The organism is Neorhizobium fuzhouense, from assembly GCF_042611105.1.
In the GTDB taxonomy this organism is placed as follows: domain Bacteria; phylum Pseudomonadota; class Alphaproteobacteria; order Rhizobiales; family Rhizobiaceae; genus Neorhizobium; species Neorhizobium galegae_A.
This window is the reverse complement of the sequence record NZ_JBHFFP010000003.1, coordinates 250,686-276,839: the sequence shown is the minus strand read 5'-3', so window position 1 is coordinate 276,839 and position 26,154 is coordinate 250,686. Positions and strand designations below refer to the sequence as shown.

The 26,154-nt window shown below is 62.7% G+C and carries 26 protein-coding genes; 18 read left to right on the top strand and 8 right to left on the bottom strand.

Features of this window, described 5'->3' with window-relative positions:
- Positions 1–80: 80 nt before the first annotated feature.
- Positions 81–836 (bottom strand): endonuclease/exonuclease/phosphatase family protein, encoded by a 756-nt coding sequence (locus ACEXP3_RS08210; RefSeq protein WP_377296793.1) that lies wholly within the window; start codon positions 834–836, stop codon positions 81–83.
- A 96-nt stretch (positions 837–932) separates the two neighbouring features.
- On the opposite strand from ACEXP3_RS08210, the gene ACEXP3_RS08205 reads away from it, so the two are divergent.
- Positions 933–1,880, top strand: coding sequence for a lysylphosphatidylglycerol synthase domain-containing protein (locus ACEXP3_RS08205; protein WP_210105407.1), 948 nt, complete (start codon positions 933–935; stop codon positions 1,878–1,880).
- Here ACEXP3_RS08205 and ACEXP3_RS08200 read toward each other — a convergent pair.
- Positions 1,854–3,389, bottom strand: coding sequence for a phospholipase D-like domain-containing protein (locus tag ACEXP3_RS08200; RefSeq protein WP_377296792.1), 1,536 nt, complete (start codon positions 3,387–3,389; stop codon positions 1,854–1,856). The two genes, ACEXP3_RS08205 and ACEXP3_RS08200, sit on opposite strands and share 27 nt — an antisense overlap.
- 126 nt (positions 3,390–3,515) lie before the next feature.
- On the bottom strand, positions 3,516–3,671 hold the full coding sequence (locus tag ACEXP3_RS08195) for a hypothetical protein (protein ID WP_210105408.1): 156 nt from the start codon (positions 3,669–3,671) through the stop codon (positions 3,516–3,518).
- A gap of 181 nt (positions 3,672–3,852) precedes the next feature.
- On the opposite strand from ACEXP3_RS08195, the gene ACEXP3_RS08190 reads away from it, so the two are divergent.
- Positions 3,853–4,359 carry a ferritin-like domain-containing protein gene (locus ACEXP3_RS08190; RefSeq protein WP_377296791.1) on the top strand — a complete coding sequence of 169 codons (507 nt, stop codon included), beginning with the start codon at positions 3,853–3,855 and terminating at the stop codon, positions 4,357–4,359.
- 69 nt (positions 4,360–4,428) lie between these two features.
- On the opposite strand, the gene ACEXP3_RS08185 is transcribed toward ACEXP3_RS08190, so the two are convergent.
- A complete protein-coding gene (locus ACEXP3_RS08185) occupies positions 4,429–4,638 on the bottom strand; it encodes a hypothetical protein (protein WP_377296790.1) in 210 nt (69 codons plus the stop codon).
- A 309-nt stretch (positions 4,639–4,947) separates the two neighbouring features.
- On the opposite strand from ACEXP3_RS08185, the gene ACEXP3_RS08180 reads away from it, so the two are divergent.
- From ACEXP3_RS08180 to ACEXP3_RS08160, 5 genes are all read left to right on the top strand, one after another.
- Positions 4,948–6,816: a sensor histidine kinase gene (locus tag ACEXP3_RS08180; RefSeq protein WP_377296905.1), complete on the top strand. Its 1,869-nt coding sequence runs from the start codon at positions 4,948–4,950 to the stop codon at positions 6,814–6,816.
- Between the two features lie 10 nt (positions 6,817–6,826).
- On the top strand, positions 6,827–8,191 hold the full coding sequence (locus ACEXP3_RS08175) for a sigma-54-dependent transcriptional regulator (protein ID WP_210105411.1): 1,365 nt from the start codon (positions 6,827–6,829) through the stop codon (positions 8,189–8,191).
- Positions 8,192–8,401: 210 nt separating this feature from the next.
- Positions 8,402–9,385 (top strand): tripartite tricarboxylate transporter substrate-binding protein, encoded by a 984-nt coding sequence (locus ACEXP3_RS08170; protein ID WP_210105412.1) that lies wholly within the window; start codon positions 8,402–8,404, stop codon positions 9,383–9,385.
- A gap of 184 nt (positions 9,386–9,569) precedes the next feature.
- Positions 9,570–10,031 (top strand): tripartite tricarboxylate transporter TctB family protein, encoded by a 462-nt coding sequence (locus tag ACEXP3_RS08165; RefSeq protein ID WP_377296789.1) that lies wholly within the window; start codon positions 9,570–9,572, stop codon positions 10,029–10,031.
- Positions 10,032–10,040: 9 nt separating this feature from the next.
- Positions 10,041–11,546, top strand: a complete 1,506-nt coding sequence (locus tag ACEXP3_RS08160) for a tripartite tricarboxylate transporter permease (protein ID WP_377296788.1) — start codon at positions 10,041–10,043, stop codon at positions 11,544–11,546.
- A 42-nt stretch (positions 11,547–11,588) separates the two neighbouring features.
- Here the strand turns inward: ACEXP3_RS08160 and ACEXP3_RS08155 are convergent, their stop codons facing one another.
- Entirely contained in the window at positions 11,589–12,647 is a 1,059-nt protein-coding gene (locus ACEXP3_RS08155) for a LacI family transcriptional regulator (protein ID WP_377296787.1), read from the bottom strand.
- Between the two features lie 260 nt (positions 12,648–12,907).
- Here ACEXP3_RS08155 and ACEXP3_RS08150 point away from each other — a divergent pair, with 260 nt between their 5' ends.
- The 3 genes from ACEXP3_RS08150 (at position 12,908) to ACEXP3_RS08140 (ending at position 16,206) form a co-directional block, all read left to right on the top strand.
- Complete coding sequence (locus ACEXP3_RS08150) at positions 12,908–13,141, top strand: hypothetical protein (protein ID WP_377296785.1); 234 nt, start codon at positions 12,908–12,910, stop codon at positions 13,139–13,141.
- Between the two features lie 233 nt (positions 13,142–13,374).
- Positions 13,375–15,069, top strand: a complete 1,695-nt coding sequence (locus ACEXP3_RS08145; protein WP_377296784.1) for an HWE histidine kinase domain-containing protein — start codon at positions 13,375–13,377, stop codon at positions 15,067–15,069.
- 66 nt (positions 15,070–15,135) lie between these two features.
- Positions 15,136–16,206: a DNA topoisomerase IB gene (locus tag ACEXP3_RS08140; RefSeq protein ID WP_377296783.1), complete on the top strand. Its 1,071-nt coding sequence runs from the start codon at positions 15,136–15,138 to the stop codon at positions 16,204–16,206.
- A 98-nt stretch (positions 16,207–16,304) separates the two neighbouring features.
- Here ACEXP3_RS08140 and ACEXP3_RS08135 read toward each other — a convergent pair whose 3' ends face one another.
- Positions 16,305–16,865 (bottom strand): type 1 glutamine amidotransferase domain-containing protein, encoded by a 561-nt coding sequence (locus ACEXP3_RS08135; RefSeq protein WP_210105418.1) that lies wholly within the window; start codon positions 16,863–16,865, stop codon positions 16,305–16,307.
- A 334-nt stretch (positions 16,866–17,199) separates the two neighbouring features.
- Here ACEXP3_RS08135 and ACEXP3_RS08130 point away from each other — a divergent pair, with 334 nt between their 5' ends.
- The 6 genes from ACEXP3_RS08130 to ACEXP3_RS08105 are packed head-to-tail and all read left to right on the top strand — an operon-like array spanning position 17,200 to position 23,047.
- The gene (locus ACEXP3_RS08130; protein WP_377296782.1) at positions 17,200–17,358 is read left to right on the top strand and encodes a hypothetical protein; all 159 of its coding nucleotides are present in this window, start codon (positions 17,200–17,202) and stop codon (positions 17,356–17,358) included.
- A gap of 21 nt (positions 17,359–17,379) precedes the next feature.
- On the top strand, positions 17,380–18,438 hold the full coding sequence (gene coxB, locus ACEXP3_RS08125) for a cytochrome c oxidase subunit II (RefSeq protein WP_377296781.1): 1,059 nt from the start codon (positions 17,380–17,382) through the stop codon (positions 18,436–18,438).
- The gene (gene ctaD / locus ACEXP3_RS08120) at positions 18,435–20,954 is read left to right on the top strand and encodes a cytochrome c oxidase subunit I (protein WP_377296780.1); all 2,520 of its coding nucleotides are present in this window, start codon (positions 18,435–18,437) and stop codon (positions 20,952–20,954) included. Before coxB ends, ctaD begins: the two co-directional genes overlap by 4 nt.
- A gap of 7 nt (positions 20,955–20,961) precedes the next feature.
- Complete coding sequence (locus ACEXP3_RS08115; protein ID WP_377296779.1) at positions 20,962–21,345, top strand: hypothetical protein; 384 nt, start codon at positions 20,962–20,964, stop codon at positions 21,343–21,345.
- Positions 21,342–21,989, top strand: a complete 648-nt coding sequence (locus ACEXP3_RS08110) for a cytochrome c oxidase assembly protein (protein WP_377296778.1) — start codon at positions 21,342–21,344, stop codon at positions 21,987–21,989. The genes ACEXP3_RS08115 and ACEXP3_RS08110 overlap by 4 nt, the downstream gene beginning before the upstream one ends.
- Positions 21,989–23,047, top strand: a complete 1,059-nt coding sequence (locus ACEXP3_RS08105) for a c-type cytochrome (protein WP_377296777.1) — start codon at positions 21,989–21,991, stop codon at positions 23,045–23,047. The genes ACEXP3_RS08110 and ACEXP3_RS08105 overlap by 1 nt, the downstream gene beginning before the upstream one ends.
- Before the next feature lie 43 nt (positions 23,048–23,090).
- Here ACEXP3_RS08105 and ACEXP3_RS08100 read toward each other — a convergent pair whose 3' ends face one another.
- Both ACEXP3_RS08100 and ACEXP3_RS08095 read right to left on the bottom strand, forming a co-directional pair.
- On the bottom strand, positions 23,091–23,225 hold the full coding sequence (locus ACEXP3_RS08100) for a hypothetical protein (protein WP_281067734.1): 135 nt from the start codon (positions 23,223–23,225) through the stop codon (positions 23,091–23,093).
- 76 nt (positions 23,226–23,301) lie between these two features.
- Entirely contained in the window at positions 23,302–23,577 is a 276-nt protein-coding gene (locus ACEXP3_RS08095) for a hypothetical protein (RefSeq protein ID WP_377296776.1), read from the bottom strand.
- Positions 23,578–23,728: 151 nt separating this feature from the next.
- On the opposite strand from ACEXP3_RS08095, the gene ACEXP3_RS08090 reads away from it, so the two are divergent.
- Positions 23,729–23,944 carry a hypothetical protein gene (locus ACEXP3_RS08090; RefSeq protein ID WP_377296775.1) on the top strand — a complete coding sequence of 72 codons (216 nt, stop codon included), beginning with the start codon at positions 23,729–23,731 and terminating at the stop codon, positions 23,942–23,944.
- 87 nt (positions 23,945–24,031) lie between these two features.
- Positions 24,032–26,113, top strand: coding sequence for a glycogen debranching protein GlgX (gene glgX, locus ACEXP3_RS08085; RefSeq protein ID WP_210105426.1), 2,082 nt, complete (start codon positions 24,032–24,034; stop codon positions 26,111–26,113).
- The last annotated feature ends 41 nt before the right edge of the window (positions 26,114–26,154 follow it).

The window sequence follows — 26,154 nt, the reverse complement described above, 5'->3', positions numbered from 1 at the left end:
TGAAATGGGCGGGGTTGCTTCGCCGTAAAGTGCCCTTGGTTAATTTGCTGTTTGTCGCGGGTTGGTTTCCCCGATCTGCGTCAGATCTCGACCGTGGCCAGAAGCGGAAGATGGTCGGATGCGCGGCGGGCCAAGGGATGTTCCACCGCTTCGGAGCTTAAAATCCGCGGGCCGCCCGAGACAAAAATGTGATCGAGCCGCAGAAGCGGAAAGCGCGAGGGAAAGGTCGGTTTTGCAAGCCCGCCGGCGTGATGGCGCACATCCTGCATCCGGGCGGCAAGTGTCCGGTAGGGGGCCGAGGACGGGATCGAGTTGAAATCGCCGATGAGGATGGTCGGCTTTCCCTGCACATCCGGGTGGCCGAGCCAGCCCGGCCCGACAAGCTCCTCGGCCTGGCGCAGCCGGTCGCGGCGCAGCAGCCCAAGATGTGTGTTGAACACCTGCACGGGCTGGCCGTCCACATCGATGTCCGCCCAGATGGCGCCGCGCGGTTCCCCGATCGAGGCCAGCGCGCCGGCGCGGCGAAGACGCATCGGAAAGGCGGTCAAAAGCGCATCGCCATAGCGCTCCTCCTTGACGCTGAGCGCCGGGTGGAACTGGAAATCCATCTTCAAGAGGCTGGCAATCGCTTCGGCCTGGTCAATGCCGCCGCTGCGCTTTCGGCCGACATCGAGTTCCTGCAGACCGATAATGTCGGGCGAAATCTGCGCGATCATGTCTGCGACCCGGCCCGGATCGAGCCGTTTATCCGTGCCCACGCAACTGTGAACATTATAGCTGAGGATGCGGATGGTCCGGCGTGGCACAGGGCCCGTATCTTCGACAGGTTCGATCATGAGGCAGGGAACCCCTATCCGCGCGTTTCGTTCCCTTAACGCAAAACTCACCTTTGGCCATCGTGCCGAAACCACCTGAAGAGCGAGGGAGCTGACGTGACGCGGCAGATCATCCGACTACTCGTGGCCGCAATCATCTGTATTGCAGCTGTACTCGTCTATCGAAGTCTGAGCCGCTACAGTCTTGAGGATATCCGCAGCTCGCTATCCATGATCCCGCCCTGGCGGCTTGTCACGGCATCGCTTTTTGTCGCGGCTTCCTATCTTTGCCTGTCCGGCTTCGACTGGCTGGCGCTGCGCTATGTCGGCAGGCCGCAACCTTTCCGGCGTGCGGCACTTGCTTCTTTCACGGCACTGTCGATCGGCCACAATGTAGGAGGGGCAGCACTATCGAGCGGTGCGGTTCGCTACCGTTTCTATACGCGCTGGGGGCTTTCGGGCGATGAAGTGGCCAAGGTCATCCTGTTTTGCGGGGCAACCGTGCTTCTCGGCCTCAGCATGCTCGCAGCCATCACCCTTCTCTTCATGCCGCCGACGGGCGACGGCATGCTTGATCTCGATCCAGCAGCTCGGTTCTGGCTGGGACTTCTGTTTCTTGCCTATCCGGTCGCCTATGTCGTCTGCTCCATCTGGGGAAGGCCGCCGCTCAAATTCCGCTCGTTTCGCATGGAGATGCCGCAGACGAAGATGTGTCTGGCGCAGATTGCCGTCGGCACCGTCAATTTCGGCTGCGTGGCCGGCGCGCTCCACCAGTTGCTCGCCACCTTTACCGATGCCGGTTATCTGCAGGTGGCAGCGTCCTATGTGACGGCCACGATTGCCGCGATGCTGAGCCATGTTCCGGGCGGGCTTGGGGTGCTGGAGGCAACCATGCTGATGCTGTTGCCCGCCAGCGCCTCGATCGGGGCGCTGGTTGCTTTCCGCGTGCTCTATTACTTCATTCCGCTGTTGATCGGTGTGCCGGTCTTCCTCGTGTCGGAAGCCTATTTCCGCCGGCTGGCGCCGGAGCGTGAACCGTCAGGTGAAGCTGCGCGTCAGGCGTGACAGCGCCCAGCGCGTGCCGACCTTCAGCTGGCGGAACGGCCAGAACGGCCGGCGGGGATCGGCAAGCGAGGTGCCGATCAGCGACTCCGTCTCGCCATTGCTTGCAATGACGAACGGCCTCAGACCGCGCGGCCTGCTGTTGAACTGCTCGATGGTCCGGATCAGCGAGCCGGTCTCGGCAATCGAGGCCGAGATATCGGCAGGGCTTGCCTCCAGATGTTCGGCAATCAGATCGTCGCGCAAGGCAGTCAGCGCCCGGCGACCCTCGTCGGTCGTCGGCTCGAAGGCGATGTCGGATTCCGTATCGAGCCCTTCCGAGCGGTTGTTGAGGTTGGAGGAGCCGATGCGCACGAAGCGGTTGTCAATCACCACCAGCTTGGAATGGACGATGATCTCCGTCTCCTTGCCCTCGCCATCCCGCGTCACGGCATAGTACACACGCAGCCGATTGTAGCGGTCCAGCCGCTTCAGGCGGCGGATCAGCCGGTTGCGATTATGGCCCATCATCAGTTTTTCGAGGAGCCCGTGCGATTCCCGCGTCACCAGAATGACGATCTCGGGGCCGTCCGGCTCCTGCAGCCGCTCGGCCAGCGTGCGGGCGACAGTAAACGAGGCCAGATACTGGGATTCCAGGTAGATGTGGCGCCGTGCCGCGCGAAGCGCATCATGCGTCAGCTGCACCGCCTCGCGGCGGCCGCGTTTGCCGTTCCACAGAAGCGGTTCGGTCAGCGCCAGTGCCACCGGGCAATCGGTGAGCGACGGCGCCAGATCCTGCGGCCAGAGTGACTCGGCATTGCCGGGATCGGCATTCAAGACTTCGCCGGTTGCGCGTTTCCAGCGCTTGCGGGCGGCGTCTCCCACCAGAACGGCGCCATCACCGGCCAGAATGGCCTGCAGGTCATGCACCGGTCCATAGCAGGTGCCGTCCGGCGAGCAGCGCAGCGCATTGGGAATGGCGTGCCGGCGGTCATCCCAGCGGCGGGCCGTGAGGTCGATGCCGCCGAGAAACGCCACCGCATCGTCCACCGCCACCATTTTCTGGTGATGGCTGGCACGGACCGGATGGCGGAAATCGAATTCCAGCTTGATGCGCGGATGGTCGTTCCATCCGGTCTTCTGGAAGAGCTTGAAGCTTTTGCCGGAATAGATCGGCCCCATGCCCCAGACGAGAATGCGCACAATCAGCCCCTCATGGGCCTCCACCTGCGCGCGCAGAATTTCGCCAAGGGTCGGGCTTCCGTCCTCTTCCGGCGTCAGGCGAATGTGCGGATTGAAATCCCAGCCGACGATAAAGATCGATTTTTCGGCCTTGGCCAGAACCTGCGCCAGGCGCTGATAATATTCAGCGCCATCGACAAGAAAGGCGGCGCGGCTTGTAACGGCTTCACGCCAGGCATTGCGGCCGGGACGGATGATGGAAGCCGTCTTTGATGTCTGGCCCTGTGCTGTTTTGCCTTGCGCTGTCTGGCTCTGGCCGGCGCTGTACATGCTCGCGTCCACGATCGTCACCTTCTGGATCCCTGCTCTGGGCACAGAACGCACCGGTGCGACGCCGGTTCCCGTCCGGGGCACGACAAGTTGCGGATCGATCAAACTTCAGGAATGCGGCGGGAAGTTCCGCCACGCGCCGGCCGGCTAGAATTGTGCCGGCGGCTCGCGCGTCTCGTCCGGGTTTGGCAAAGGCGTCTCATCGGGCAACCGGTCCGGTTCAGGTTCCTGGATCGGCGGCTCGGGAGCCCAGACGGGGGACGGCATCGGCGGCTGTTCGCTCGGATCGCGCGGGGCTGGCATGATCATCTCCTCGTTTGCTGACTGTTGAACCGCAAGCCCGGGAGATCGTTCCCATCTTTGTTGCGGCATTTATGTCAAGGAAAGGGCTGAATCCTGGGATAGGATCAAAAGCCGCAGGAGAGGTCGTCTCCGGCTGAGGTTTTGACCGGCGCCGACTGACGAAGATTGAAGGAGTTTGTTGATGGCCCATTCCGTCGACCATTTCATTGCCTGGCTTGGCGAGGCGCACGCTCTGGAGGTGCAGGCATCGGCTCTGTTGCGCGCCCAGATCGCCCGCATCGAGAACTATCCGGAATTGCGCGAGCGCCTGCAGGAGCACCTGACGCAGACCGAAGCACAGGCGGACGTTCTGCTGCGGCTTCTCGACCGCGCTTCGGGAAGCGGCTCGGTGCTGAAGGGTGTGGCCGGTCGGCTCTCAGCCGTGGCGCAGGGCATGACCGGGATGCTGGCCGCCGACGAGGTGGTGCGGATCGCCATGGCGGCCTATGGCTTCGAACATTCAAAGATCGCGCTCTACCGGGTGTTGCTCACGGCCGCGGACGAATTGGGTGACACCGAAGCGGTGGGCGTGTTCGAGACCATCCTCAAGCAGGAGGCGGCGATGGCAGCCTGGCTTGAAACTCATCTTGATGTCGTCACGCGACTTTACCTCATGCGCGACGAGCGGGATCTTCTGGCCAAGCGCTGATCGTCTCAAAGAGGCTGAACGGAAAAGCCCGCCGGCAGGCTGTGCGGCGGGCTTGCTGCGGGCCGGCTCTCAGGAGCTCAGCTTGGCGGTCAGTTCAGCCGGATCGCGAATGCCGGTGCGATAGAGCTCGATGATTTCGGCAGCCAGATTGTCGGCCGCGCGCTTGTCGCTGAGAGCCACGCCCTCCAAGCCGCGTTCCCGGCGCAAGACATCAAAGCAGGTCTGCAGAAATGCGAGTTCCTGCGGTTCGAGTGTGGTTTCAGCAGCCGATATGGTCACGTTTGCCACCTCCTTCATAGAGGGCGAAAGCTTTTGCTCGTCTTCCAGCCGCCGGCGCCCCGTGCAATGGCCAACGGTATCGCAAGACTACGCCCATCAGGGCGCATTGCAACCGATCCCCTCTCACGATCGTCTGAACTCTTGGTGTCCGGGCTGAAACGGTGGCGCGTCCGGTCGGCGCGCAAAACGGCGCGACGCACTTGAGTGTACGCTAAAGATCGGCTCAACTGCCCCAAGGGGAGAGTGGGAGGATCGGAAACGGTGGCAGAAAACGGGCGAGCCGAGCCTGCAGGTGCCTTTGCGGGTCTGATGCGACGAGGCGAGGGGGACGGTACCGCGGACCGCGCGCGACCGCGCCGGCGGCTCTTGACGGCACAGGCGGCGGTTCTTGCCATCCTTTTCATCGGCATCCTGTTCGTCGTCTATGGCGGCGAGGTCATCAAGAAGCGCTACCTGCGCGAGGCCGAAACGCAAGGCGCGACAACGCTTCGTCTGGCCGTTTCTGCGCTTGAAGGGCATCTGCGTCGCTACGAGGCACTGCCGGCGCTTCTTGCCGACCAGCCGGCCATAGAGGCACTGATCCAGCATCCGGACGATGTGGTGATCCGCCACGCGACCAACCGCTATCTCAGCGAGATCAATGCCCTTCTCAAATCCTCTGACATCTACATGATGACCATGGATGGCCAGACGATCGCTGCCAGCAATTTCGAACTGCCGACCAGCTTCATCGGGCAGAATTTCAGTTACCGGCCGTATTTCCAGGAAGCGGCACAGGGGGCTCAGGCCCGCTTTTATGCGCTCGGCACCACATCGGCCAAGCGCGGCTACTATTTTTCCTCGCCCATCGAAATTTCCGGCCGCATCCTCGGTGTCCTGGTGTTCAAGGTGGACATCGACATGATCGAGGCCTCCTGGGTGGGGGGTGATGCACGCATCTTCGTCTCCGATCCGGAAGGCATCATCTTCATGACGGGCACGGCGGAATGGCTCTACAATGCCGTGCTGCCGCTGACACCCGAACGGCTGGCACGCACGAGCGCATCGCGCCGCTATGCCGATGCGGTGCTGAAGCCGCTGCCCTCGACCGAAGTCATGGAGGCTGGCCACCGGCTCGTGCGCATCGTCGAACGTCAGGGCACGCGCGAATATCTGGCGCTGTCGCAAGCCATGCCGGAGGCGGGCTGGACGGTGAATGTGCTCACAGATACGGCATCCGCTCGGGCGCAGGCGCAGACCGTCGTGATCGCCGGGTTCCTGCTTCTGTGTCTGGCCGGGCTTGGCCTTGCCATCCTGCTGCAGCGGCGTCAGCGCCTTGCCGAGCGTCTTATGCTGCAGGCCGAAGCGCAGGGCGAGCTGGAACGGCGCGTGGTGGAGCGCACCGCCGACCTTGCCCGCGTCAATACGCGCATCGAAGAGGAAATCGCCGAACGGCGTCTCACCGAACAGCAGCTGCGTCAGACCCAGGCCGATCTCATCCAGGCCGGCAAGCTTGCCGGGCTCGGCCAGATGTCGGCGGCGCTGTCGCACGAGTTCAACCAGCCGCTCGCGGCCGCCAAGACCTATACCGACAGTGCCGCCGTTCTCATCGAGCGCGGCCGTCTGGAGGAGGCGAACGACAATATCCGCCGCATCTCGGCGCTCATCGACCGCATGGCGTCGATCTCCCGGCACCTGCGCAACTTTGCCAGAAAACCCAACGAGAAACTCGGGCCGGTGCTGCTCGATGAGGTGATCCGGGACACGCTGGACATCGTCGCCGCCCGCCTGAAAGCCGCCGACGCGACGCTCGTCGTCGATCTGTCGTCACCCAATCTTGCGGTGGAGGCGGGCTTCGTGCGCCTGCAGCAGGTGCTCGTCAACATCATCACCAATGCCGCCGATGCGATGGAGGGGCTGGAGGAGAGGGAGATCGAGATATCCGCCCGGCCGGAAGATGGACTCGTGGCCATTTTCGTGCGTGACCACGGGCCCGGCGTGCCGGCGGCCATCCGCGAGCGCATCTTCGATCCCTTCTTCACCACCAAGGGTGTCGGCAAGGGGCTGGGACTTGGCCTTTCCATCTCCTATAACATCATCAAGGACTTCGGTGGCAGCCTGGACGTCAGCGATCACCCCCAGGGCGGGGCGCTTTTTCGCATCAGGCTGCAGCCGGCAGGCGAGCGGACACAAGGATAGGCTGGGACGCATGCAGCGGGTTTTGCTGGTGGACGACGAGGAGGAACTGCGCCGCTCCACCGCGCAGGCGCTGGAGCTGTCCGGGCTTTCGGTGCAGACGCTTGCCAGTGCCGACCACGTTCTGGAACTCATCGGCTATGCCTTTGACGGCGTCGTGGTGAGCGATATCCGCATGCCGGGCCTCGATGGCATGACGCTGATGCAACGGATCCGGGAACTCGACGCGGAAATCCCGGTCATCCTGGTGACTGGCCACGGCGACGTGCAGCTGGCGGTGAAGGCGATGCGGGAAGGCGCCTATGATTTCATCGAAAAGCCGTTCACCACGACGCATCTTTCGGGCGTCATCCGCCGAGCGCTCGACCGGCGGGGTCTCGTTCTCGAAAACCGGCGCCTGAGGGCCGTGGCGGGCAAGCGCGATGACCTGGAAAGCCGGCTGCCGGGGCGCACCCAGGGCATGGTCGATCTGCGCTACCAGATCCGCGCCATCGGGGCAGCCGATGCCGACACGCTGGTGATCGGCGATACGGGTGTGGGCAAGGAAGTGGTGGCGCGGGCGCTGCATGATGTGAGCGCGCGCGCCAACCGGCCGTTCATCGCCATCAATTGCGCGGCACTGCCGGAAAACCTTATCGAAAGCGAGCTGTTCGGCCATGAGGCGGGTGCCTTTCCCGGTGCGCTTCGTCCGCGCTTTGGCAAATTCGAGCATGGCCGGGGAGGCACGATCCTACTCGACGAGATCGGCTCCATGCCGTTCGACCTGCAGGCAAAGTTCCTGCGCGTGCTGCAGGAGCGGGTGATCACACGGCTCGGCTCCAACGAGACGGTCGGCCTCGACGTGCGCTTTATCGCCACCAGCAAGGTCGATCTGGAAGCGGAAGTGACGGCCGGCCGCTTTCGTGCCGACCTTCTGTACCGGTTGAATGTCGCAACCCTTCGCGTGCCCTCGCTTGCCCAGCGCCGGGCGGATATTCCGCTGCTCTTCCTGCAATTGGTGCGCGAAGCCTGCGCCCGCTATGGCCGCGACGATATCGACGTGCCCCAGGAAGTGGTGGCTTCGGTTGCCCAGCGTGACTGGCCGGGCAATGTGCGCGAGCTGCGCAATGCCGCCGACCGGCTTGTGCTCGGCCTCGATATGCGCCCGGGCGATGGCGGCGCGCTGGTGAAGCCGGACAGCGGTAGGCTCTCCGACCGCGTTGCAGCCTTCGAGCGCAATATTATCGCGAGTGCCATTGCCGCCCATGGCGGGGCCCTTCGGCCCGTCTACGAACAGCTCGGAATCAGCCGCAAGACGCTCTACGAGAAGATGCAGAAATATGGCCTCGACAAGAAGCTGCTGTCGCCGGAAAGCCTGATGGAGCTAGGGGAAGACTAAGCGGCGACGCCGATGGGTGGAAATCCACCCATGAAAACGCCGCGATGGGAAGAAATCGACCCATGCCGCACTGCAGTATCGCGGTTTGAAGGGCGGCGGCCTTCATCGGGTTGTTGCATGAAAGCCGTGTGCGGGAACAGATGGCCTCATCTGGTTGCTGGGGGAGGAGCCGTCAGCGACCGGCCGGATTTCATCTCGAGGAGGATGTCGATGAAAATCATCAAGGCTATCGCCTGTGCGACCGCGTTTGCCGCTCTTGCCCTGTCGTCCACCGTCTCTCAGGCGGCCGGTTATCCGGAACGTTCGATCACCATGATCGTGCCCTTCTCGGCGGGTGGCCCGACCGATACGGTCTCGCGCCTGGTGGCCGAAGCCATGTCGAAGGATCTCGGCCAGCAGATCATCATCGAAAACGTCGGCGGTGCCGGCGGCACGCTGGGCGCCGGGCGCGTGGCAAGCGCTGAAGCCGATGGCTATACTCTGCTTTTGCATCATATCGGCATGGCCACCAGCGCCACGCTCTATCGCAAGCTCGCCTATGATACGCTGAAGTCCTTCGAATATGTCGGTCTCGTCACCGATGTGCCGATGACGATCGTCGCGCGTAAGGATCTGGAAGCCAAGGATCTGAAGGGCCTGATCGAGTATGCCAAGGCCCACAAGGATACGGTTACCGTTGCCAATGCGGGGATCGGGGCTGCCTCGCATCTGTGTGGCATGCTGTTCATGAGTGCCATCCAGACGCCGCTTGTCACGGTTCCCTACAAGGGCACGGGACCGGCGATGACCGACCTTCTCGGCGGTCAGGTCGACATCATGTGCGACCAGACCACCAACACCACCAAGCAGATCCAGGGCGGCACGATCAAGGCCTATGCGGTCACCTCGCCCAAGCGTCTGGATGTGCTGAAGGATGTACCGACGGCGGTCGAGGCTGGCCTGGCCGGCTTCGAAGTCGGCATCTGGCACGGCATCTATGCGCCGAAGGGCACGCCGGCAGCTGTTACGGAACGGCTGTCCAAGGCCCTGCAGGTGGCCTTGAAGGATCCGAACGTTGCAGCCCGCTTTGCCGAACTCGGCACGGCCCCGTCTTCGGCTTCCGACGCCACGCCGGCTGCGCTGAAGGTCAAGCTCGAAACCGAGATCGCCCGCTGGAAGCCGGTCATCGAAGGGGCCGGCCAGTACGCCGACTGAGACGCCGGCCGCATGGCCTCTCTCCTAAGGGAAGGGGCCATGCGTTCAAAGGACATTGAGAGGTGGGAAAGCCGGCGCGACGCCGGCTCCCGTTGCGAAAGGCGGCAGGACCGCCGGGCGCATACCGGCCGGCGCGTCGAGCGCGCCCTCTCGTGCAGATCTCCAGGGGACCAACGGGGACACCATGAAATCCATAGTAATCGACAGGACAAATGCGCTCTGTGGCGCGATCTTCGTGGCGCTCGGGCTGTTTTTTGCTGCGCAGTCGCTGGACCTTACGCTTGGCACCGCGTTTCGCATGGGGCCGGGATATTTTCCTCTGCTGCTCGCAGGCGCGCTTATCGTGCTCGGCGCCATCATCGTGATCCAGTCTCTGCGCACCGTGCATGAAGGCGTCGGCGCCATAGCCTGGCGCGGCCTGCTCTTCATCCTGCCGGCGCCGATCGTGTTCGGCTTTACTGTGCGCGGGCTCGGCTTCGTGCCGGCGCTGTTTCTTGCGGCGTTCATTGCCTCCTTCGCCTCGTCGCGGATGAAGCCGGTCATGGCTGTTGTGCTGTCGGCCGCCATCACGGTGTTTTCCGTGCTCGTCTTCAGTTACGGCCTTGGCCTGCCTTTCCGCAGTTTTGGCCCTTGGCTCGGTTACTAGGAGGCATCGATGGAACTCTTTCACAATCTGGCCCTCGGCTTTTCCACGTCGACCTCGCTTGCCAATCTGTTCTTCTGCCTGGTGGGCGTGCTTCTCGGCACCCTCATCGGCGTTTTGCCGGGCATCGGTGCCACGGCAACCATTGCCATGCTGCTGCCGATCACGTTCCAGCTGGAGCCGGTCTCCTCGCTGATCATGCTCGCCGGTATTTATTACGGCGCCCAGTATGGCGGCTCGACCACCGCCATCCTCATCAACATGCCGGGTGAAAGCTCGTCTGCGGTCACCGCCATCGATGGTTACCAGATGGCGCGCAAGGGGCGCGCCGGAGCCGCACTTGCCATTGCGGCCTTGGGCTCGTTCTTTGCCGGCACGGTCTCGACCTTCCTGGTTGCCGTCTTTGCTCCGCCGCTCACTTCGATCGCGCTGCAGTTCGGCGCGGCCGAATATTTCTCGCTGATGGTGGTCGGCCTCGTCTCCTCGATTGCGCTCGCCTCCGGCTCCATCGTCAAGGCGCTTGCGATGGTCGTGCTCGGCCTGCTGCTCGGGCTTGTCGGCACTGATATCTATTCCGGCACGCCGCGCTTCACGCTCGGCATCCGTGAATATGCCGATGGCTTGAATTTCGTGGCGGTCGCAGTCGGCGTCTTCGGCATTGCCGAAATCCTGCGCAATCTGGAAAACGAAAAGACCCGTTCGGTGCTGATTTCCAAGGTGAGCGGCCTCATGCCGACGCGCGACGATTTCCGCCAGATGGTCGCCCCGGTCCTGCGCGGCACGGCAATCGGATCGGCGCTCGGCATTCTGCCCGGCGGCGGTGCAATCCTCGCCGCCTTTGCCTCCTATACGGTGGAAAAGCGCGTTTCGAAAAACCCGCAGGAATTCGGCCAGGGCGCGATCGCCGGTGTGGCAGGACCTGAATCGGCCAACAATGCCGGTGCGCAGACCTCATTCATTCCGCTTCTCACGCTCGGCATTCCGGCAAATCCGGTTATGGCGCTGATGATCGGCGCGATGATCATCCAGGGCATCGTGCCGGGGCCGAATGTGGCAACCGAACAGCCGGCGTTGTTCTGGGGCATCATCGCCTCCATGTGGATCGGCAACCTGATGCTGGTGGTGTTGAACCTGCCGCTCATCGGGCTCTGGGTGAAGCTGCTCACCATTCCCTATTACGTGCTCTTCCCGATCATCATGGCCTTCTGCTCCATCGGGGTCTACAGCGTCAATTCCAACGTCTTCGATCTCTATGCCGTCGCCTTCTTCGGCTTCATCGGCTACGTGCTGGTGAAACTGCGCTGCGAGCCGGCGCCGCTGCTGCTCGGCTTTGTGCTCGGGCCGCTTCTGGAAGAAAACCTGCGGCGCGCCATGATCCTGTCGCGCGGTGATCCGTCGACCTTTGTGACGCGGCCGATCAGCGCCACGCTTCTGGCACTGGCGCTCGGCGTGCTGATCGTGGTGCTGGTGCCGAGCGTGCGGGCCAAGCGCGAAGTGGTGTTCCAGGACGAAGATTGAGAAGCAGACCGCAAGGCTCCCGTCCCACGACGGGGGCCTTCTTCAAAAATTCTCCACCGTCTGCAGGTGCTGAAGGTCTGCAACCGGCGTCTGGCGCAGGATGCGTTCCATCAGAAGCGTACCGAGTTGCACGCCCGCCTCCAAGAGATCCTCGCGGATGGTGGGAATGCGGGGCCGGACCTGGTCGAAGAGGCCGGATGTCTGCTTGGTGACCACATGCACGTCGCTCCCGAGCGTCAGGCTGCGGTCATGGGCTGCCGCCATCACCGCCATGGCAATGACCTCGCCGCCGCAGATCACCCCGTCCGGGCGGTCGCGTTTGCCAAAGGCTTCGAAGAAACAGTCACGGATCGCGGCCGAACGGCTGTCGATGGTGATGTCGCCAGGGATTTCATAGGCGATCCCTGCCTCGCCGACGGCGGCCATGAAGCCATCCTGCATATGGCGGGAAAAGGTGAACTGCGAGGGCGGCAGGATGATTGCAAGCTTGCGGCAGCCGTTCTCGATCAGCCGGCGGCTGGCGCGGTAGGCAAAGGCGTGGTTGTCGTAGTCGACATATGGATGCGGCGTGGCAAGCTCGGTGCGACCGTGGCAGATGAAGGGGAAATCATTTTCCAGAAGCAGTTTCACCCGCTCGTCCTGCGGCTCGGTGCGGGTAAAGATCACACCGTCTGCCGTGCGGTTGCGGATGATGTGGCGAACCGGCTCGACCTGCGGACGGTCGGAAAAATGCGGGGTTATGACCAGGTGGTAGGGCGTATCGCGCAGCGCCTTGGACAATCCGCCGATCATCGAGGTGGCATAGCCGAGGATTTCCTCGTGCGGGTCGAGAATGAGGCTGATGACATGCGTGCGGCCCGTGCGAAGCCGCTGGGCGGCGCTGTCGGGCTGATAGCCGATGTCCTGCGCCACCCGGGCCACCCGAAGGCGCGTTTCCAGCGCAATCTGTGGCGCGCCGGCCAGAGCCCGGGAGACGGTGGTGACGGCAAGCCCGGTCAGCTCGGCAATCGTGCGCAACGTGGGCTTTTCCGAGCCACTGCCCCTGGCGGCGGCTCGCGCACCCGGCAACCGCTTCGGCCACCCGGTCTCCTCAAGCGTCATTATCGTCCTCCTGCTTACCCTGTTCCTCATCCCGGCGGCATATAAATCATACTTTTTATGGGGGTGGAACATGTCGTTTCTGCCCGTGCAAGCCCGCGGCACGGCGCATGGATCGGGCGGTGCAACTCCCGTTTGCGCATGGACCCCGGAAGCCGGGCCCGCAATACTGGAGAAGTGGAACCTTCGCTGTTGCCACCGGTTCATAAGGCAATAGGCGTGCAGCAACCGCTGCGCGCGCACAAACCCGGCAGGAGGCGACGATGCGCAAGGATATTCCCCAGGATAATGACGCAGCGACCATAAGGCAGGACGCCAAGGGGCAGTTCGGCAAGAATCAGGGTGATCGCAAGGCAAGCGGTGTCGATTCGGCAAAGCCCACCGTCATCACCGGCTCCGAGGACGCAACGGCCCACAAGGAGCCACCGGGCCAGCACATCGGCAAGGAATGGTCGCCGCATTATGATGAGGGGCTGAAGCGGCACAAGCCGGAATAGGCGCGAGCGCGACGTTGACGTGGCGGTGAGACTGCTGCCCAACGGCGGAGGTGACCAGAGACAATCAAGCCGGGCAGGGGGCGGCCAACCCGTTTCTGCAATGGGCATAATCACTTGGTTCCGAGGGCGAAGTCGGTTAGAACATAAAGATCGGCAGTGCAGCGGGGGGCGAAAGGGCATGAGGGCCACGGCCAGGAACGTTCAATCGTCACGTCTGCGGGGTTGATTGCGCGATGGGCAGGCTTTCGCGCGATTTCCCGACGGCCTCCATCGGCTTCTACCTTGTCGCTCTGTCGGCCGTTATCGCCCTGCCATTGGTCGCCTTCGTCGTCTTCCTGATGCTGCAGCTGGAAAGCCAGCAGCGCGCTATTCTGAACAGCGATACGCAGGAAGATGCCCGTGCCATCGCCCGTTCTATCGAACAGGAGTTGCGCGATTCCGTCACCACGCTGCGGCTGATCGCCAATGCACCGGAACTCACCACCGGCGACCTCAAGTCCTTCCACGAAAGAACCCGCAGCAGTCTGCGCAGCAGTGCCCGGTTCATCGTGCTTGCCAATGCCGATGGCAGCCAGAAGCTCAATACGCGTACCGATTTCGGCGAACCCCTGCGGCCGATGGCGGATAAGGAGGGCTTGCAAGCCGCCCTTTCGTCGAGGCGGATCGAGGTGTCCTCCGTCTTCGTCGGCGCAAATGCCAGGCGCTGGGTGTTCAACGTGATGATGCCGTTGCCGCCAGAGCTTTCCCATGTCGGGGCGGCGCTGGTCCTTACGCAGAACGCCGAGGACCTGCAGCGGCTGATCAGCGCCGAAAGCCTGCCTCACGGCTGGTCCGTGGCCGTTCTCGACCAGCACAACCGGATCGTGACCTCAACGGCCGCCGGCGCTGGGGAGACGCCGCCATTCGCACAGGAAACGCAAGCCTTGATGAGCGGGGTCAGCGGCACGATCGAGGATATCGGCGGCAAGCCCCGACAAATGTATGGTTACGCTCGCCTGCAGGACTGGCCCTGGAAGGTGGTGGTCTGGGGCCCGATCGCCACAGCGCAAGAAAGCATCATCACCGCTTCGCGCTACCTCATCTCCGGCAGCCTCATCATCCTTGCCGTCGGGCTGATCATTGCCTATGCGGTCGCCCGCCAGCTGCGTGTTCCGATCCGCCAGATTGCCGCCATGGCGGATCGCATCGGACGCGGCGAAATCGTCTCTCCGGTCAATACACGGATCACGGAAGCGAACCATATTGCCATTGCGCTGTCGAATGCGTCGTTTGATCGGTCCGAAGCGGAAGACCGCGCGCATCTCGTCATGCATGAACTCGTGCATCGCACGAAGAATATCATGACGCTGGTGCAGGCGATGATGCGCCAGCTGGCGCGGCGCGGCACTACCATGGAGGAGTTTCAGCGCGCCATCGGCGAGCGCCTGCAGGGGCTTGGAAAATCCATCGAAATGCTGGCGCAGGAGCAATGGGCCGGTGTCGCGATGACGCGGGTCGTGGCGCTGCATCTGGAAATCTTTGCCGAAACGCGCCACCGCGTCAAACTGTCGGGCGAGGATTTTGTGCTGCGCGCCGAGGCGGTGCAGAACCTTGGCCTCGTGCTGCACGAGTTGGCGACAAACTCCGTCAAATACGGTGCGCTCTCCGTGCCGGAAGGTCGAGTCGACCTCACCTGGGCGCCTGTCGAGAAGGAGGGCGCGGACGAGCCGTTCCTGCGGGTCACCTGGCAGGAGACAGGCGGGCCGCAGGTTAAGGAGCCTGCCGCCACGGGCTTTGGCACCACGATCATCAAGCGTCACGCGGCGGCTTCCTTCAACGGGCAGGTGGAGGTCGATTATGCCGTGGACGGCTTCCGCTGGAGCCTTGTGGGCCCCCGCCGCCTCTTCGAGCGGTGTAGTGCCGAGCCTGGCAAGGACGGTCCCGGTTGACTTCTTATCTTCCTGGGTAAGGCAACAGGAACGAACGCAAGTCTTCAGCGTTTGGCGGCTATGGATATGACCGTCACCGCTCCCTCCGCCGATGAGGCCATCGAGGCGCTTGCCACCATCGGCCTCACCTATGTCAACGATACCGTCCCCGGTATCCGCCGGTTGCGCAAGGGCCGCGGCTTCTGCTATCGGATGCCGGACGGAACACTTGTCTGTGCCGGGCCGGAAAAGCAGCGCATTCAGTCGCTCGGCCTGCCGCCGGCCTATGAGAATGTCTGGATCTGCCTTGATCCGCGCGGCCATCTGCAGGCAACCGGCTACGACGCACGCGGGCGCAAGCAATATCGCTATCACGCCGAGTGGCAGCTGTTCCGCAGCGAGCTGAAATACGATCAGCTGATCCGCTTCGGCGAGGCGCTGCCCCGCATCCGCCGCCGTGTGCAGAAGGATCTCGGGATCGGCCTCGATCATCCGGAAGCCGTCATTGCGGCGCTGGTCGCTCTTCTGGATGCCACGCATCTTCGCGTGGGAAACCGGGCCTATGCCAAGGAAAACAAGACTTATGGCGCAACCACCCTGTTGAAGCGGCACATGAAGCTGATGGATGATGCCGTGGTGCTGCAGTTCACTGCCAAGGGCGGCAAGCGCGTGCGCCACACCATTCGCCAACCCCGCCTTCAGCGCATCTTCGAAGAGATCGCCGATCTGCCGGGCCGCCAGCTGTTTTCGTTTCCCGACGAGGACGGGCTACCGCATGCAGTGGATTCGGGCCGTCTGAACGCCTATCTGGCCGAGGTCTCCGGCCTGCCGATTTCCGCCAAGACGTTTCGCACCTGGGGCGGCAGCGTTGCAGCCTTCAGTGCGGCGCGCCGGGCCCATCAGGCTGGCGAGCGGATCAAGGTCAAGCTCCTGACGACGGCTGCCTCCGAAGAGCTGCAGAACACGCCCACCGTGTGCCGCAACAGCTATATCCACCCGCTCATCCTGGAGCTTGCCGAAGACGCCAGTCCGCTTGATGCGCTGGTGGAAAATCCTGTGCGCGCCGATGCGCAGCTGTCAGGCCTCAGGAGCGACGAACAGCGGATGCTCTCCTTCCTGAAGAACGCCGCCATCGTTGAACCCTCACAGCAGATATAAGGCCTCGTCCGGCCATTGTTTCTCATGCAGATAGATCCCGAACGCAGAAAGGCCGCCCCGGTGAAGGAGCGGCCAGTTTTCGGTTGAGGCGTGTGGTCTCAAGCCGCGCGGCGATTGTGAATGCCTTCGCCGATTTCCTCGACGATCTTGGCAACGAATGCCTGCAGATCCTTCGGCGAACGCGAGGTGATGATGCCCTTGTCGACCACGACTTCCTTGTCTTCCCAGGAGGCGCCGGCATTCTTCACGTCGGTGCGGATGGAGGCAAAGGAGGTTGCCTTGCGGCCGCGAAGGGCGTCGGCTTCCACCAGCAGCCACGGGCCGTGGCAGATGGCAGCAACCGTCTTGCCGCTCTTGACGAAGTCACGCACGACACGAACTGCATCGGCGTTTGCGCGCAGGATATCCGGGTTGATCTGCCCGCCCGGAATGACCAGGGCGTGATAGTCTTCAGCCTTCACATCGGTGACGACAAGATCGACCGGCACGCTGTCGCCCCAGTCCTTCTCGTCCCAGCTCTTGATGTCGCGGGCTTCGAGCGACGCGATCTTCACGTCGGCGCCCTGCTTGCGCAGCTCTTCGAGCGGAACCCGAAGCTCGGAGCGCTCGTAGCCATCGGTGGCGAGGATCAGGATGCGAGCGGATTTGATATCTGTCATGATTGTAAGTCCTTTCGTTTAGTTCGAACCGTCAGAGACGGCGCGTTCAGTCGATGGCGGCCGTCTCAGAGACGACCGGTCGAGAGGTCGCGCCCATTGATAGAGGCGGGCACACGCATTTCCTCCCGAGGAGCCCTTGGAAGGGGCATTTCAACGCTGTCCGGCATCACGACATGGAATGCGTCGGGTGCGCGTTCAGCAGGACGCAGGGGCTTTGACGGGCGAAGGCCGATCAGCCCCCTCAGTTTGGCGATGACATTGTGCATTTCACTTCCTCCGGTGTATCGCTCCCGATGAACCGGGTTCGAGGTGGCCCCTGGGGAGACGAAGTGCCTTGCATGTCGTTCAGGCCCTGATTGGCCTGTGGTGCCAGATAAACCGGCACGCGCTGCGGATGGTTCCGCAGAAAAAAATCGAACGCTGGTTGGAACAAATTCGAATGCCCGCTGTTGCCGCCCTGTTCGCCATTGCCGGGATGCGGCAATTTCACTGACGATCAGCCGCAGGGGCATGGATGTGTGATGACCGCTTGACCGGCAGGAGCCGGCCAATACGATCTCCAGTTAACTGTCGGCTCCCACTCGCCGTCTTTTTATCGGGCCTTGGCCTTACTTCCTGCACGGGCGTCCAGTCGGCGCTCGACCCCGCCGGCTCGGAGGCCGAGGCCGTCGCGACGCTGTTCTGGGCCATGGTCGCCGGCGGCGGCGTGATCTGGTTGATCGTCGTCGGCGCCGTCATCTATGCGAGCCGCCTGAAGAAAAAGCCGATGTCCGAGAGGGGCGCAAGCCGGGTGATCTTCTTCGGCGGGGTGGCCTTTCCGGTGGTCGTGCTGGCCTTTCTGCTCGCCTATGCGGTCTGGTTGATGCCGGCCATGCGTCCGTGGTTCGGCGGTGAAGGCGAGGGGCTGCGGCGGATCGAAGTAACGGCCGAGCAATACTGGTGGCGGGTGCGCTATCTCGACAGCACCGGTGCCGTGGTCCGCGAGACGGCGAACGAGGTTCACATGCCCGTCGGCGAGCGGGTGCTTTTCCTTCTGAAGGCCAAGGACGTCATCCATTCGTTCTGGATCCCCTCGATTGGCGGCAAGATGGATGCCATTCCCGGCCGCACCAATGCTCTGCAACTGGAAGCGACACGGCCCGGCACCTATCGCGGCGTTTGCGCCGAATTCTGCGGCACCGCCCATGCGCTCATGGCCTTTTCGGTGCAGGCGCTGGAGCCTCAAGCGTTTGAGGACTGGCTGGCAGCGCGGCACCGGGAGGTTCCGGTCGTAAGCGTCGAGCCTGTCGTGAGCGGCCAGCCGCGGGGGCTCAATCTCTTTCTGCGCCATGGCTGTGGCTCCTGCCATGCCATTTCCGGCACGCCGGCAGACGGCGCGCTCGGGCCGGACCTCACGGCATTTGGAAGCCGGCCGACGGTCGCCGCCGGGACCTTGCCCAATACGCCGGAAAACCTTGCCCGCTTCATTCAATATCCCGATGCCATCAAGCCCGGCGTGCGCATGCCAGGCTTTACCATGCTGCCCGCGGCCGATGTGTCAGCGATTGCCCTCTACCTGAAAGGACTGGAATGACCGTCGAACTGGGACCGCTGCTGACCGAAGAGGAGCGCGCCGCGCAGGAAAAGCGCCTGCGGGACGTCTGGCGCACGCCGTCGGGCTGGCGTTACTGGACCTCGGTCAACAACAGCCAGATCGGCCTGTGGTATGGCTGCACGGCTTTCGTGTTCATGCTGTTTGCCGGCCTGCTGGCGCTTCTGATCCGCCTGCAGCTCGCTGTGCCGAACAATGATCTCGTCTCGGCGGAATTCTTCAACCAGGCCTTCACCCTGCATGGCACGGTGATGATGTTCCTGTTTGCCGTGCCGATCTTTGAGGCCGTGGCGATCTTCATCCTGCCCTCGATGCTCGGCTCGCGCGAACTGCCGTTTCCACGCCTTTCGGCCTTCGGCTACTGGAGCTTTGCCATCGGCGGTGTCTTCGTCTGCGGCTCGATCTTCTTCAATGCGGCGCCCAATAGCGGCTGGTTCATGTATCCGCCGCTCGCCACCGACAAGGAACAGTCGGGCATCGGTGCCGATATCTGGCTGCTTGGCCTGTCCTTCATCGAAGTGGCCTCGATCGCTGCCGCCGTCGAACTCATTGTCGGCATCATGAAATGCCGGGCGCCGGGCATGCGCGTCAACATGATGCCGCTCTTTGCCTGGTATCTGCTGGTGGTGGCCGGCATGATCCTGTTTGCCTTTCCGCCGCTCATTGCCGGCGACCTGCTGTTTGAAATGCAGCGCATGTTCGACTGGCCGTTCTTCGATTCCGCCCGCGGCGGCGACCCGCTCTTGTGGCAGCACCTGTTCTGGATTTTCGGGCATCCCGAGGTCTACATCATCTTCCTGCCGGCGATTGCGCTGATGGCGATGATCGTGCCGACCTTTTCGCAGCGCCCGATCGTCGGCTATTCCTGGATCGTGCTGGCTGCGGTGGGCACCGGCTTTCTCAGTTTCGGGCTCTGGGTGCATCACATGTTCACCACGGGCCTGCCGCAGATCTCGCTTGCCTTCTTTTCGGCCGCCTCCGAAGCAGTCGTCATTCCGACCGGTGTGCAGATCTTCGTCTTTATCGCCACCATGCTTGCCGGCCGGGTGATTTTTTCGACGCCGATGCTGTTTGGCGCCGGCGGCCTTGCGATCTTCATCATCGGCGGTCTGACGGGCGTGATGGTGGCGCTGGTGCCCTTCGACTGGCAGGCGCATGACACCTATTTCATCGTCGCCCATCTGCATTACGTGCTGATCGGCGGCATGCTGTTTCCGGTAACGGCCGGCATCTATTATTTCTACCCGTTCTTCTCGGGCAAGAAACTGTCCGATCGCCTCGGCAAGATCGCCTTCTGGCTGATGTTCATCGGTTTTAACGTCGCCTTCTTCCCGATGCATTTTGCGGGCCTTCGCGGCATGCCGCGCCGCGTCTACACCTATCCGGAGGAGATGGGGTGGGACTGGTTCAACCTCATCTCGACAATTGGCGCCTTCGTTTTTGCCGCGGGCTTTGCTCTGGTCGTCCTCGATGTGCTGCGGCCCAAGCGCAATGTGCCGGCCTCGCCGGTCAACCCGTGGAATGCCGGGACAATGGAATGGCTGAACGAGAAGGACGAAACCTGGGGGTACCGCTCCATTCCCGCCGTCAGCAGCCGCTATCCGCTGTGGGACCAGCCGGACCTGCGCCAGCATATTGCCGAGGGGCGCTTCTACCTGCCGGACGCAGAGACCGGCCACCGCGAAACGCTGGTCACCTCCGTTCTCGATGGCAAGCCGCTGCAGGTGCTGCGGGTCGGCGGATCGTCGCGTGTCACGATGGTTGCCGCCTTCATGCTGGGCGGCGTGTTCATTTCGCTGACCTATGAGTGGTGGTGGATCACCATCCTCTGCGCCATCGGCACGCTGGTCTCCATCCTCTACTGGCTGTGGACGGGAACGGCGCAAATCCCCGAGACGGAAAATCGGAACGCCGGCATGGGACAGAGCTTTCCGCTCTATGTCTCGGGTCCGGCCTCCGTCGGCTGGTGGGCGATGTTCATCACCATGGTCGGAGACGGCACAGCCTTTGCAAGCCTCATCTTCGGCTATTTCTTCTACTGGACCATTCACGACGATTTCACCGCTGGGGCCGCCGGTCCCGGCATGATGTGGCCGCTGGTGGCCGCCGCCCTCTTCATCGCCGCGTGGCTGGCGATGATGGCGGCACGGTCGGTCAATGATCGCGACCGGACGGTCGGCACACGGCTGCTTCTGGTTCTCGCCATCCTGCTCACCGTCGGTGGAACGGCTGCCGGGTTCCTCGGGCCGTATACGCATGCCATGGAGCCGACGCGGCACGTCTATCCGGCGGTCGTCTGGGTTCTCGTGGTCTGGACGGCGGCGCATGCGGCGGTTGCCGTCATCATGCAGGCCTATTGCCTGGCGCGCAGTTTTGCCGGGCGCCTCACCGGCACCTATGACCAGGACCTGCGCAATGTCGTGCTCTATTGGCACTTCATGCTGGCAACGGCGGTCGGCACCTTTGCCACCATCGGCCTCTTCCCGAGCCTGAGATGAGGGTTTCATGAAAAGCGTCATCCCCCGCGAAGTCGAAACGCTCTGGACCCTGTTTACCGCGCCCACCGTCTGGGCGCTGCATTTTGTCGTCAGCTATGTCGTGATGGCGATCTACTGCGCCAAGCCCGGTATCTACGGCCTCAGCTTCAACCATTTCCGCTGGGGCCTCGTCGCCTTCACGCTGTTTGCGCTCGCCTTCATCGTGCTTGCCGGTTACCTCGCCTGGCGACAATGGGGCTTTGGCTCCCAGGATGCCCCTCATGATGCGCCAACCGCACATGATCGGCGCCTGTTCCAGGGTTTTGCGACGCTGCTGTTATCCGGTCTCAGCTTCGTCGCCGTCATCTACACTGCAATTCCGCTGATCATCCTGGCGGAGTGCCAGACATGACCACCACGACGAAACGCGTGATGTTCCTCGCCGGCCTGCTGGTGCTGTGCGCCGCCTGGGCGCTGCTCATCTTCGAAAACGCCGCCTCTTTTTCGGTCCACATGATCACCCATATGGCCGTGGTTGCGGGCGCTGCCCCGCTTCTGGCTCTTTCCATCTCCGGCTCGCGCTATGATCGCGTTGCGACAAGCCGCATGCTTACGCCGCTCACGGCGTCGCTCATCGAGCTGATCGTCGTCTGGGGCTGGCACCTGCCGGCGCTTCGGGCTCTGTCGGAAAGTTCTGCCGTCTTTCGCATGCTGGAGCAGGCGTGTTTCCTCACGGCCGGCCTCATCCTCTGGCTCTCCTGTTTTGGGGGATCGGGTGAGGCACGCGACGAGCGCCGGCTCGGCGGCACGCTGGGTCTTCTCTTCACCACCATGCACATGACGCTTCTCGGCGCGCTTCTGGCGCTGTCGCCGCGCCCGCTCTACGGCGACGGCCTCGTCACCTGTTTCGGCACGACGCTCTCGGCGGGAGAGGACCAGCAGGTCGGCGGGGTCGTGATGCTGATGGTCGGCGCGGCCGTCTATCTCGCCGGCGGTGTCGCGCTTCTGGCGCGCACGCTGAATGCGCCGCAAACGACCGGGATAAAGGAGGGCTGATGTACATCCGCTGGAAATATCTGATCGCAGCCGTCATCATCGCGCCCGTCCTTGCGCTGCTCGTGGCCTGGTCAGGTCTCATCAATATCGGGGCAAGAAGCGGCCACTGGGCGATCACCGACTGGTTCCTCCACTGGTCGATGCAAAGTTCTGTGCGCACCGCTTCGCTTTCTACCGAGGTTCCGCCCTTCGACAATCCCGAAATGCTCAAACTTGCGGCCGGGCATTATGAAGCCGGCTGTGCGATGTGCCATGGATCGCCCGCGCGCGAACGCTCGTCGGTTGTCTTCGGCATGCTGCCGGTTCCTCCGGATCTGAAGCCCCGCATCCCCACCTGGACGGATGCGGAACTGTTTCACATCGTCGACAAGGGCGTGCGCTTTACCGGCATGCCTGCCTGGCCGGCGGAGCACCGCCCAGATGAGGTCTGGTCGATGGTGGCCTTCCTGCGCAGGATGCCGAACATGGACGCCGCCGAGTATCAACGTCTTGCGGGTCTTGCGGCGTCTTCTGAAGGGGGAACGGCAAAGCTCGGCTGTCAGTCCTGCCATGACGAGGACCGGCTGAACGGCAGAAGTCTCATCCCGAGCCTTGCCGGGCAATCGCCTGACTATCTGCGGAAAAGCCTCATGGCCTATCTCAAGGGAGAGCGCGCAAGCGGCGTCATGCAGACCGCCGTCAACGGGCTCAACTCCGATCAGGTGGCGGCGCTTTCGGCCCACTATGCCGAGATGCCGCGCAACACTCTTTCGGCGGAAGAGGCAAATCCAAATGGCGGCAACGTCGAGGATGGGGAAAAGCTTGCGCGCACAGGCCGGCCCGAGGATCGCATTCCCGCCTGTCTCAGCTGTCACGAGAAGGCGGATGGCAATCCGGTCTATCCCACCCTGTCCGGCCAGAGCGCGCCTTATCTGGCACGCCAGCTAAGGCTGTTTCGCGAGGGCCATCGCGGCGGCACGGCGTTTCACCATCTGATGGCACGCGCCGCCAATGATCTGACGGACAAGGATGTGGAGGATCTGGCCGCGTATTTTGCCGCGCGCGCCAACACCCGTTGAGAGGGCCCGCGCACGGTCGATCGTGCTGCCAGGATCGGGCCGCTCAGACCGGCACGATCAGCATGTAGCATGTTGCGATGGCAAGCACGAGACTTGCAGCTTCCAGCCATTCACGCGGCATGACGTCTCTCCTGAGGGGTTGTGCCTCCAGAACGGGCTTGCCTTCATCTGGTTCCACACGATTGCCACAGGTGTTAAGAATGTGTTGCGATCGTGTCACAACCATGACGCCGGCGCGCGCCCGAGGCACATTTTTACGCCATGCGGTCCTCGGCTCCTGCGCGCGCACGGGCGGCTTCGAGAATGGAACGGATCTCGTCGGCAGCCTTGTTGGCAATGGCGATGCCTTCCCCCGGAACGACGCCGGGATCCTCCTCATGATCCTTGAAACTTGCATCCTCCGACAGCCGTCGCGTGAACCGCTGCAGGCTCTGATCGCCGGCGAGCAAAGCTGCAATGAAATCGATCATCAGCTCACGGTGGGCATTGAGGCGGCCTTCCATCTCTTCTGCAGACTGCGGGTTCATCATTGTCCTTCTCCTCTAGCCGGTCACGGCGAACTGGTTTGTCGGATGGGAGGAACATCGAAAGGCGCAAAAGGTTACTGGCAGGACGAGAAATTTTTAATCGCTACCGAGGTCACCACGGTTGACGGAGGGGCGACAAGAAGAGGGCTCATTCATGAGAACGCTGTTTATGGCCGGATGCGCCGCTTTGATTGCCACACTGTCTTCCTGCGGTCCTGCCGACGATGAGAAGAAGAACGCGCCTTCCGACACATCGCCACCCGTCGAAAATCGGCTGGACGGCAACACGGCGCCCACCGACCGCGATCCGACGCCGCAGAGCGGCAGCGGCGGCGATATTCCGGCGACCGGAGGCGCTCCTCCGCGCTAACTTTGATTAAAGCGTCGATCTTGCCGCAATGCGGGAACGAAATGGTCCGTGGCGCTTTGTTTGCGCACAGCGACAGAAGGTGCGGACATGGATATCACAACGACCGATTTTAAAGTGGAAGCGGGTTCCTGGTTGGAACTCGGCGCGACCTATGACGGCAATGGCACGAACTTTGCCATTTTCTCCGCGCATGCGGAACGCATTGAGCTTTGCCTGTTCGATCCGAGCGGCAAGAGCGAAATCGCGCGCATCACGCTTCCCGAATATACCAACGAGATCTGGCATGGCTATCTTCCCGGCGTAAAGCCCGGCCAGCTCTATGGGTACCGCGTCCATGGCCCGTTCGATCCGGAAAACGGCCATCGCTTCAATCCCAACAAGCTGCTGATCGATCCTTATGCTCGCGAACTGGTCGGCAATTTCGACTGGAACGATGCGCATTTCGCCTATGATCTGCTGCATGAAGACAAGGACCTTACCTTCGACGAGCGCGACAGCGCCCCTTATACGCCGAAGTGCCGGGTCATCGATCCCTTTGCCTTCGACTGGAGCAGCGACAACCGCCCGAATATTTCCTGGCCCGCAACCGTCGTCTATGAAACCCACGTCAAGGGCTTCACCAAGCTCAACCCGGCCATCCCGGAAAACCTGCGCGGCACGTTTGAAGGCATGGGCCACAAGGCAACGGTGGACTACATCAAGAGCCTTGGCATCACCTCCGTCGAACTGATGCCGGTGCACGAGTTCCCGGACGACCAGCACCTTCTCGACAAGGGGCTGCATAATTTCTGGGGCTACAACACGATCGGCTTCTTCGCGCCCGCCTCGCGCTACTATGGTCCGCGCGGCCTCCAGGGTTTTCGCGATATGGTGCGCGCCTACCATGACGCCGGCATCGAGGTGATCCTCGACGTGGTCTATAACCACACTGCCGAGGGCAACGAGCTGGGGCCGACGCTCTCCTTCAAGGGCATCGACAACTTTTCCTATTACCGCACGCTGCCGGACAATCACCGTTATTACATCAACGACACCGGCACCGGAAACACGGTGAACACCTCGCATCCCCGCGTGCTGCAGATGGTGATGGATTCGCTGCGCTACTGGGTCGATCACATGCATGTCGACGGGTTCCGCTTCGATCTCGGGACCATTCTCGGTCGCGAGCCGGAAGGATTTGACGAGCGCGGCGGCTTCTTTGACGCCATTACCCAGTGCCCGACCCTCTCCAAGGTCAAGCTCATCGGCGAGCCCTGGGATATCGGCCCTGGCGGTTACCAGGTTGGCGGTTTCCCGCCCGGTTGGGCGGAATGGAACGACAAGTATCGCGACACCACCCGCGAATACTGGAAGGGCGACCAGAACACGGCACCGGATTTTGCCGCCCGCCTGCTCGGCTCCGGCGATATCTATGACCTGCGCGGCCGTCGCCCCTGGTCGAGCGTCAACTTCCTCGCTGCCCATGACGGTTTCACGCTGAACGACATGGTGTCCTACAACGAGAAGCACAACGACGATAACGGCGAGGACAATAACGACGGCCACAACGACAACCGCAGCTACAACTATGGTGCGGAAGGTCCGACGGAAGACGAGGGCATCAATGCGGTGCGCGAACGCCAGAAGCGCAACTTCCTTGCGACCCTGTTCCTGTCGCACGGGACGCCGATGCTGCTGGCCGGCGATGAATTCGGCCGCAGCCAGATGGGCAACAACAATGGCTACTGCCAGGACAGCGAGATCTCCTGGGTCCAGTGGGAAGGCCTGCCGGAAACCAATGAGGCTCTGCGCAACTTCACGCGCCACGTCATTGCCCTTCGCCAGAAGCAGCCGTTGTTCCGTCGCGAAAACTGGCGCGATGGCATGGAGGTGAACTGGTTCAACGCCGGCGGCGGCTACCAGCAGCCGGAGCAATGGCTGGAAGGCACGACGCTTGGCCTGCATCTCGGCCGCCGCGACCTGGAAGGCCAGCCGGGCATCTGGTCGGACGTGCTGATGCTGTTCAACCCGTTCGAAGGCACAGTGCCGTTCAAGATCCCGCCGCTCAACAAGGGCCGCTGGATCCTCGAGCTGACAACCGCCGATCCGGCTATCCGTGGCCAGGAAATCGATCAGGATGAGGATTTCGAGCTTGAAGGGCGCAGCCTTGCGGTGTTCCGCCGCGGCTAAGGCCTAAACGATTTTACGACATGGGAAGGCCGGCAGCTCGT

What these genes read in the sequence shown, in the direction of transcription:
- ACEXP3_RS08210 (WP_377296793.1), bottom strand. Translation starts at nt 836, where the DNA reads ATGATCGAACCTGTCGAAGATACGGGCCCTGTGCCACGCCGGACCATC.
- ACEXP3_RS08195 (WP_210105408.1), bottom strand. Translation starts at nt 3,671, where the DNA reads ATGCCAGCCCCGCGCGATCCGAGCGAACAGCCGCCGATGCCGTCCCCC.
- ACEXP3_RS08190 (WP_377296791.1), top strand. Translation starts at nt 3,853, where the DNA reads ATGGCCCATTCCGTCGACCATTTCATTGCCTGGCTTGGCGAGGCGCAC.
- ACEXP3_RS08180 (WP_377296905.1), top strand. Translation starts at nt 4,948, where the DNA reads ATGCGACGAGGCGAGGGGGACGGTACCGCGGACCGCGCGCGACCGCGC.
- ACEXP3_RS08175 (WP_210105411.1), top strand. Translation starts at nt 6,827, where the DNA reads ATGCAGCGGGTTTTGCTGGTGGACGACGAGGAGGAACTGCGCCGCTCC.
- ACEXP3_RS08170 (WP_210105412.1), top strand. Translation starts at nt 8,402, where the DNA reads ATGAAAATCATCAAGGCTATCGCCTGTGCGACCGCGTTTGCCGCTCTT.
- ACEXP3_RS08165 (WP_377296789.1), top strand. Translation starts at nt 9,570, where the DNA reads ATGAAATCCATAGTAATCGACAGGACAAATGCGCTCTGTGGCGCGATC.
- ACEXP3_RS08160 (WP_377296788.1), top strand. Translation starts at nt 10,041, where the DNA reads ATGGAACTCTTTCACAATCTGGCCCTCGGCTTTTCCACGTCGACCTCG.
- ACEXP3_RS08155 (WP_377296787.1), bottom strand. Translation starts at nt 12,647, where the DNA reads ATGACGCTTGAGGAGACCGGGTGGCCGAAGCGGTTGCCGGGTGCGCGA.
- ACEXP3_RS08150 (WP_377296785.1), top strand. Translation starts at nt 12,908, where the DNA reads ATGCGCAAGGATATTCCCCAGGATAATGACGCAGCGACCATAAGGCAG.
- ACEXP3_RS08145 (WP_377296784.1), top strand. Translation starts at nt 13,375, where the DNA reads ATGGGCAGGCTTTCGCGCGATTTCCCGACGGCCTCCATCGGCTTCTAC.
- ACEXP3_RS08140 (WP_377296783.1), top strand. Translation starts at nt 15,136, where the DNA reads ATGACCGTCACCGCTCCCTCCGCCGATGAGGCCATCGAGGCGCTTGCC.
- ACEXP3_RS08135 (WP_210105418.1), bottom strand. Translation starts at nt 16,865, where the DNA reads ATGACAGATATCAAATCCGCTCGCATCCTGATCCTCGCCACCGATGGC.
- coxB (WP_377296781.1), top strand. Translation starts at nt 17,380, where the DNA reads ATGTGTGATGACCGCTTGACCGGCAGGAGCCGGCCAATACGATCTCCA.
- ctaD (WP_377296780.1), top strand. Translation starts at nt 18,435, where the DNA reads ATGACCGTCGAACTGGGACCGCTGCTGACCGAAGAGGAGCGCGCCGCG.
- ACEXP3_RS08115 (WP_377296779.1), top strand. Translation starts at nt 20,962, where the DNA reads ATGAAAAGCGTCATCCCCCGCGAAGTCGAAACGCTCTGGACCCTGTTT.
- ACEXP3_RS08110 (WP_377296778.1), top strand. Translation starts at nt 21,342, where the DNA reads ATGACCACCACGACGAAACGCGTGATGTTCCTCGCCGGCCTGCTGGTG.
- ACEXP3_RS08105 (WP_377296777.1), top strand. Translation starts at nt 21,989, where the DNA reads ATGTACATCCGCTGGAAATATCTGATCGCAGCCGTCATCATCGCGCCC.
- ACEXP3_RS08095 (WP_377296776.1), bottom strand. Translation starts at nt 23,577, where the DNA reads ATGATGAACCCGCAGTCTGCAGAAGAGATGGAAGGCCGCCTCAATGCC.
- ACEXP3_RS08090 (WP_377296775.1), top strand. Translation starts at nt 23,729, where the DNA reads ATGAGAACGCTGTTTATGGCCGGATGCGCCGCTTTGATTGCCACACTG.
- glgX (WP_210105426.1), top strand. Translation starts at nt 24,032, where the DNA reads ATGGATATCACAACGACCGATTTTAAAGTGGAAGCGGGTTCCTGGTTG.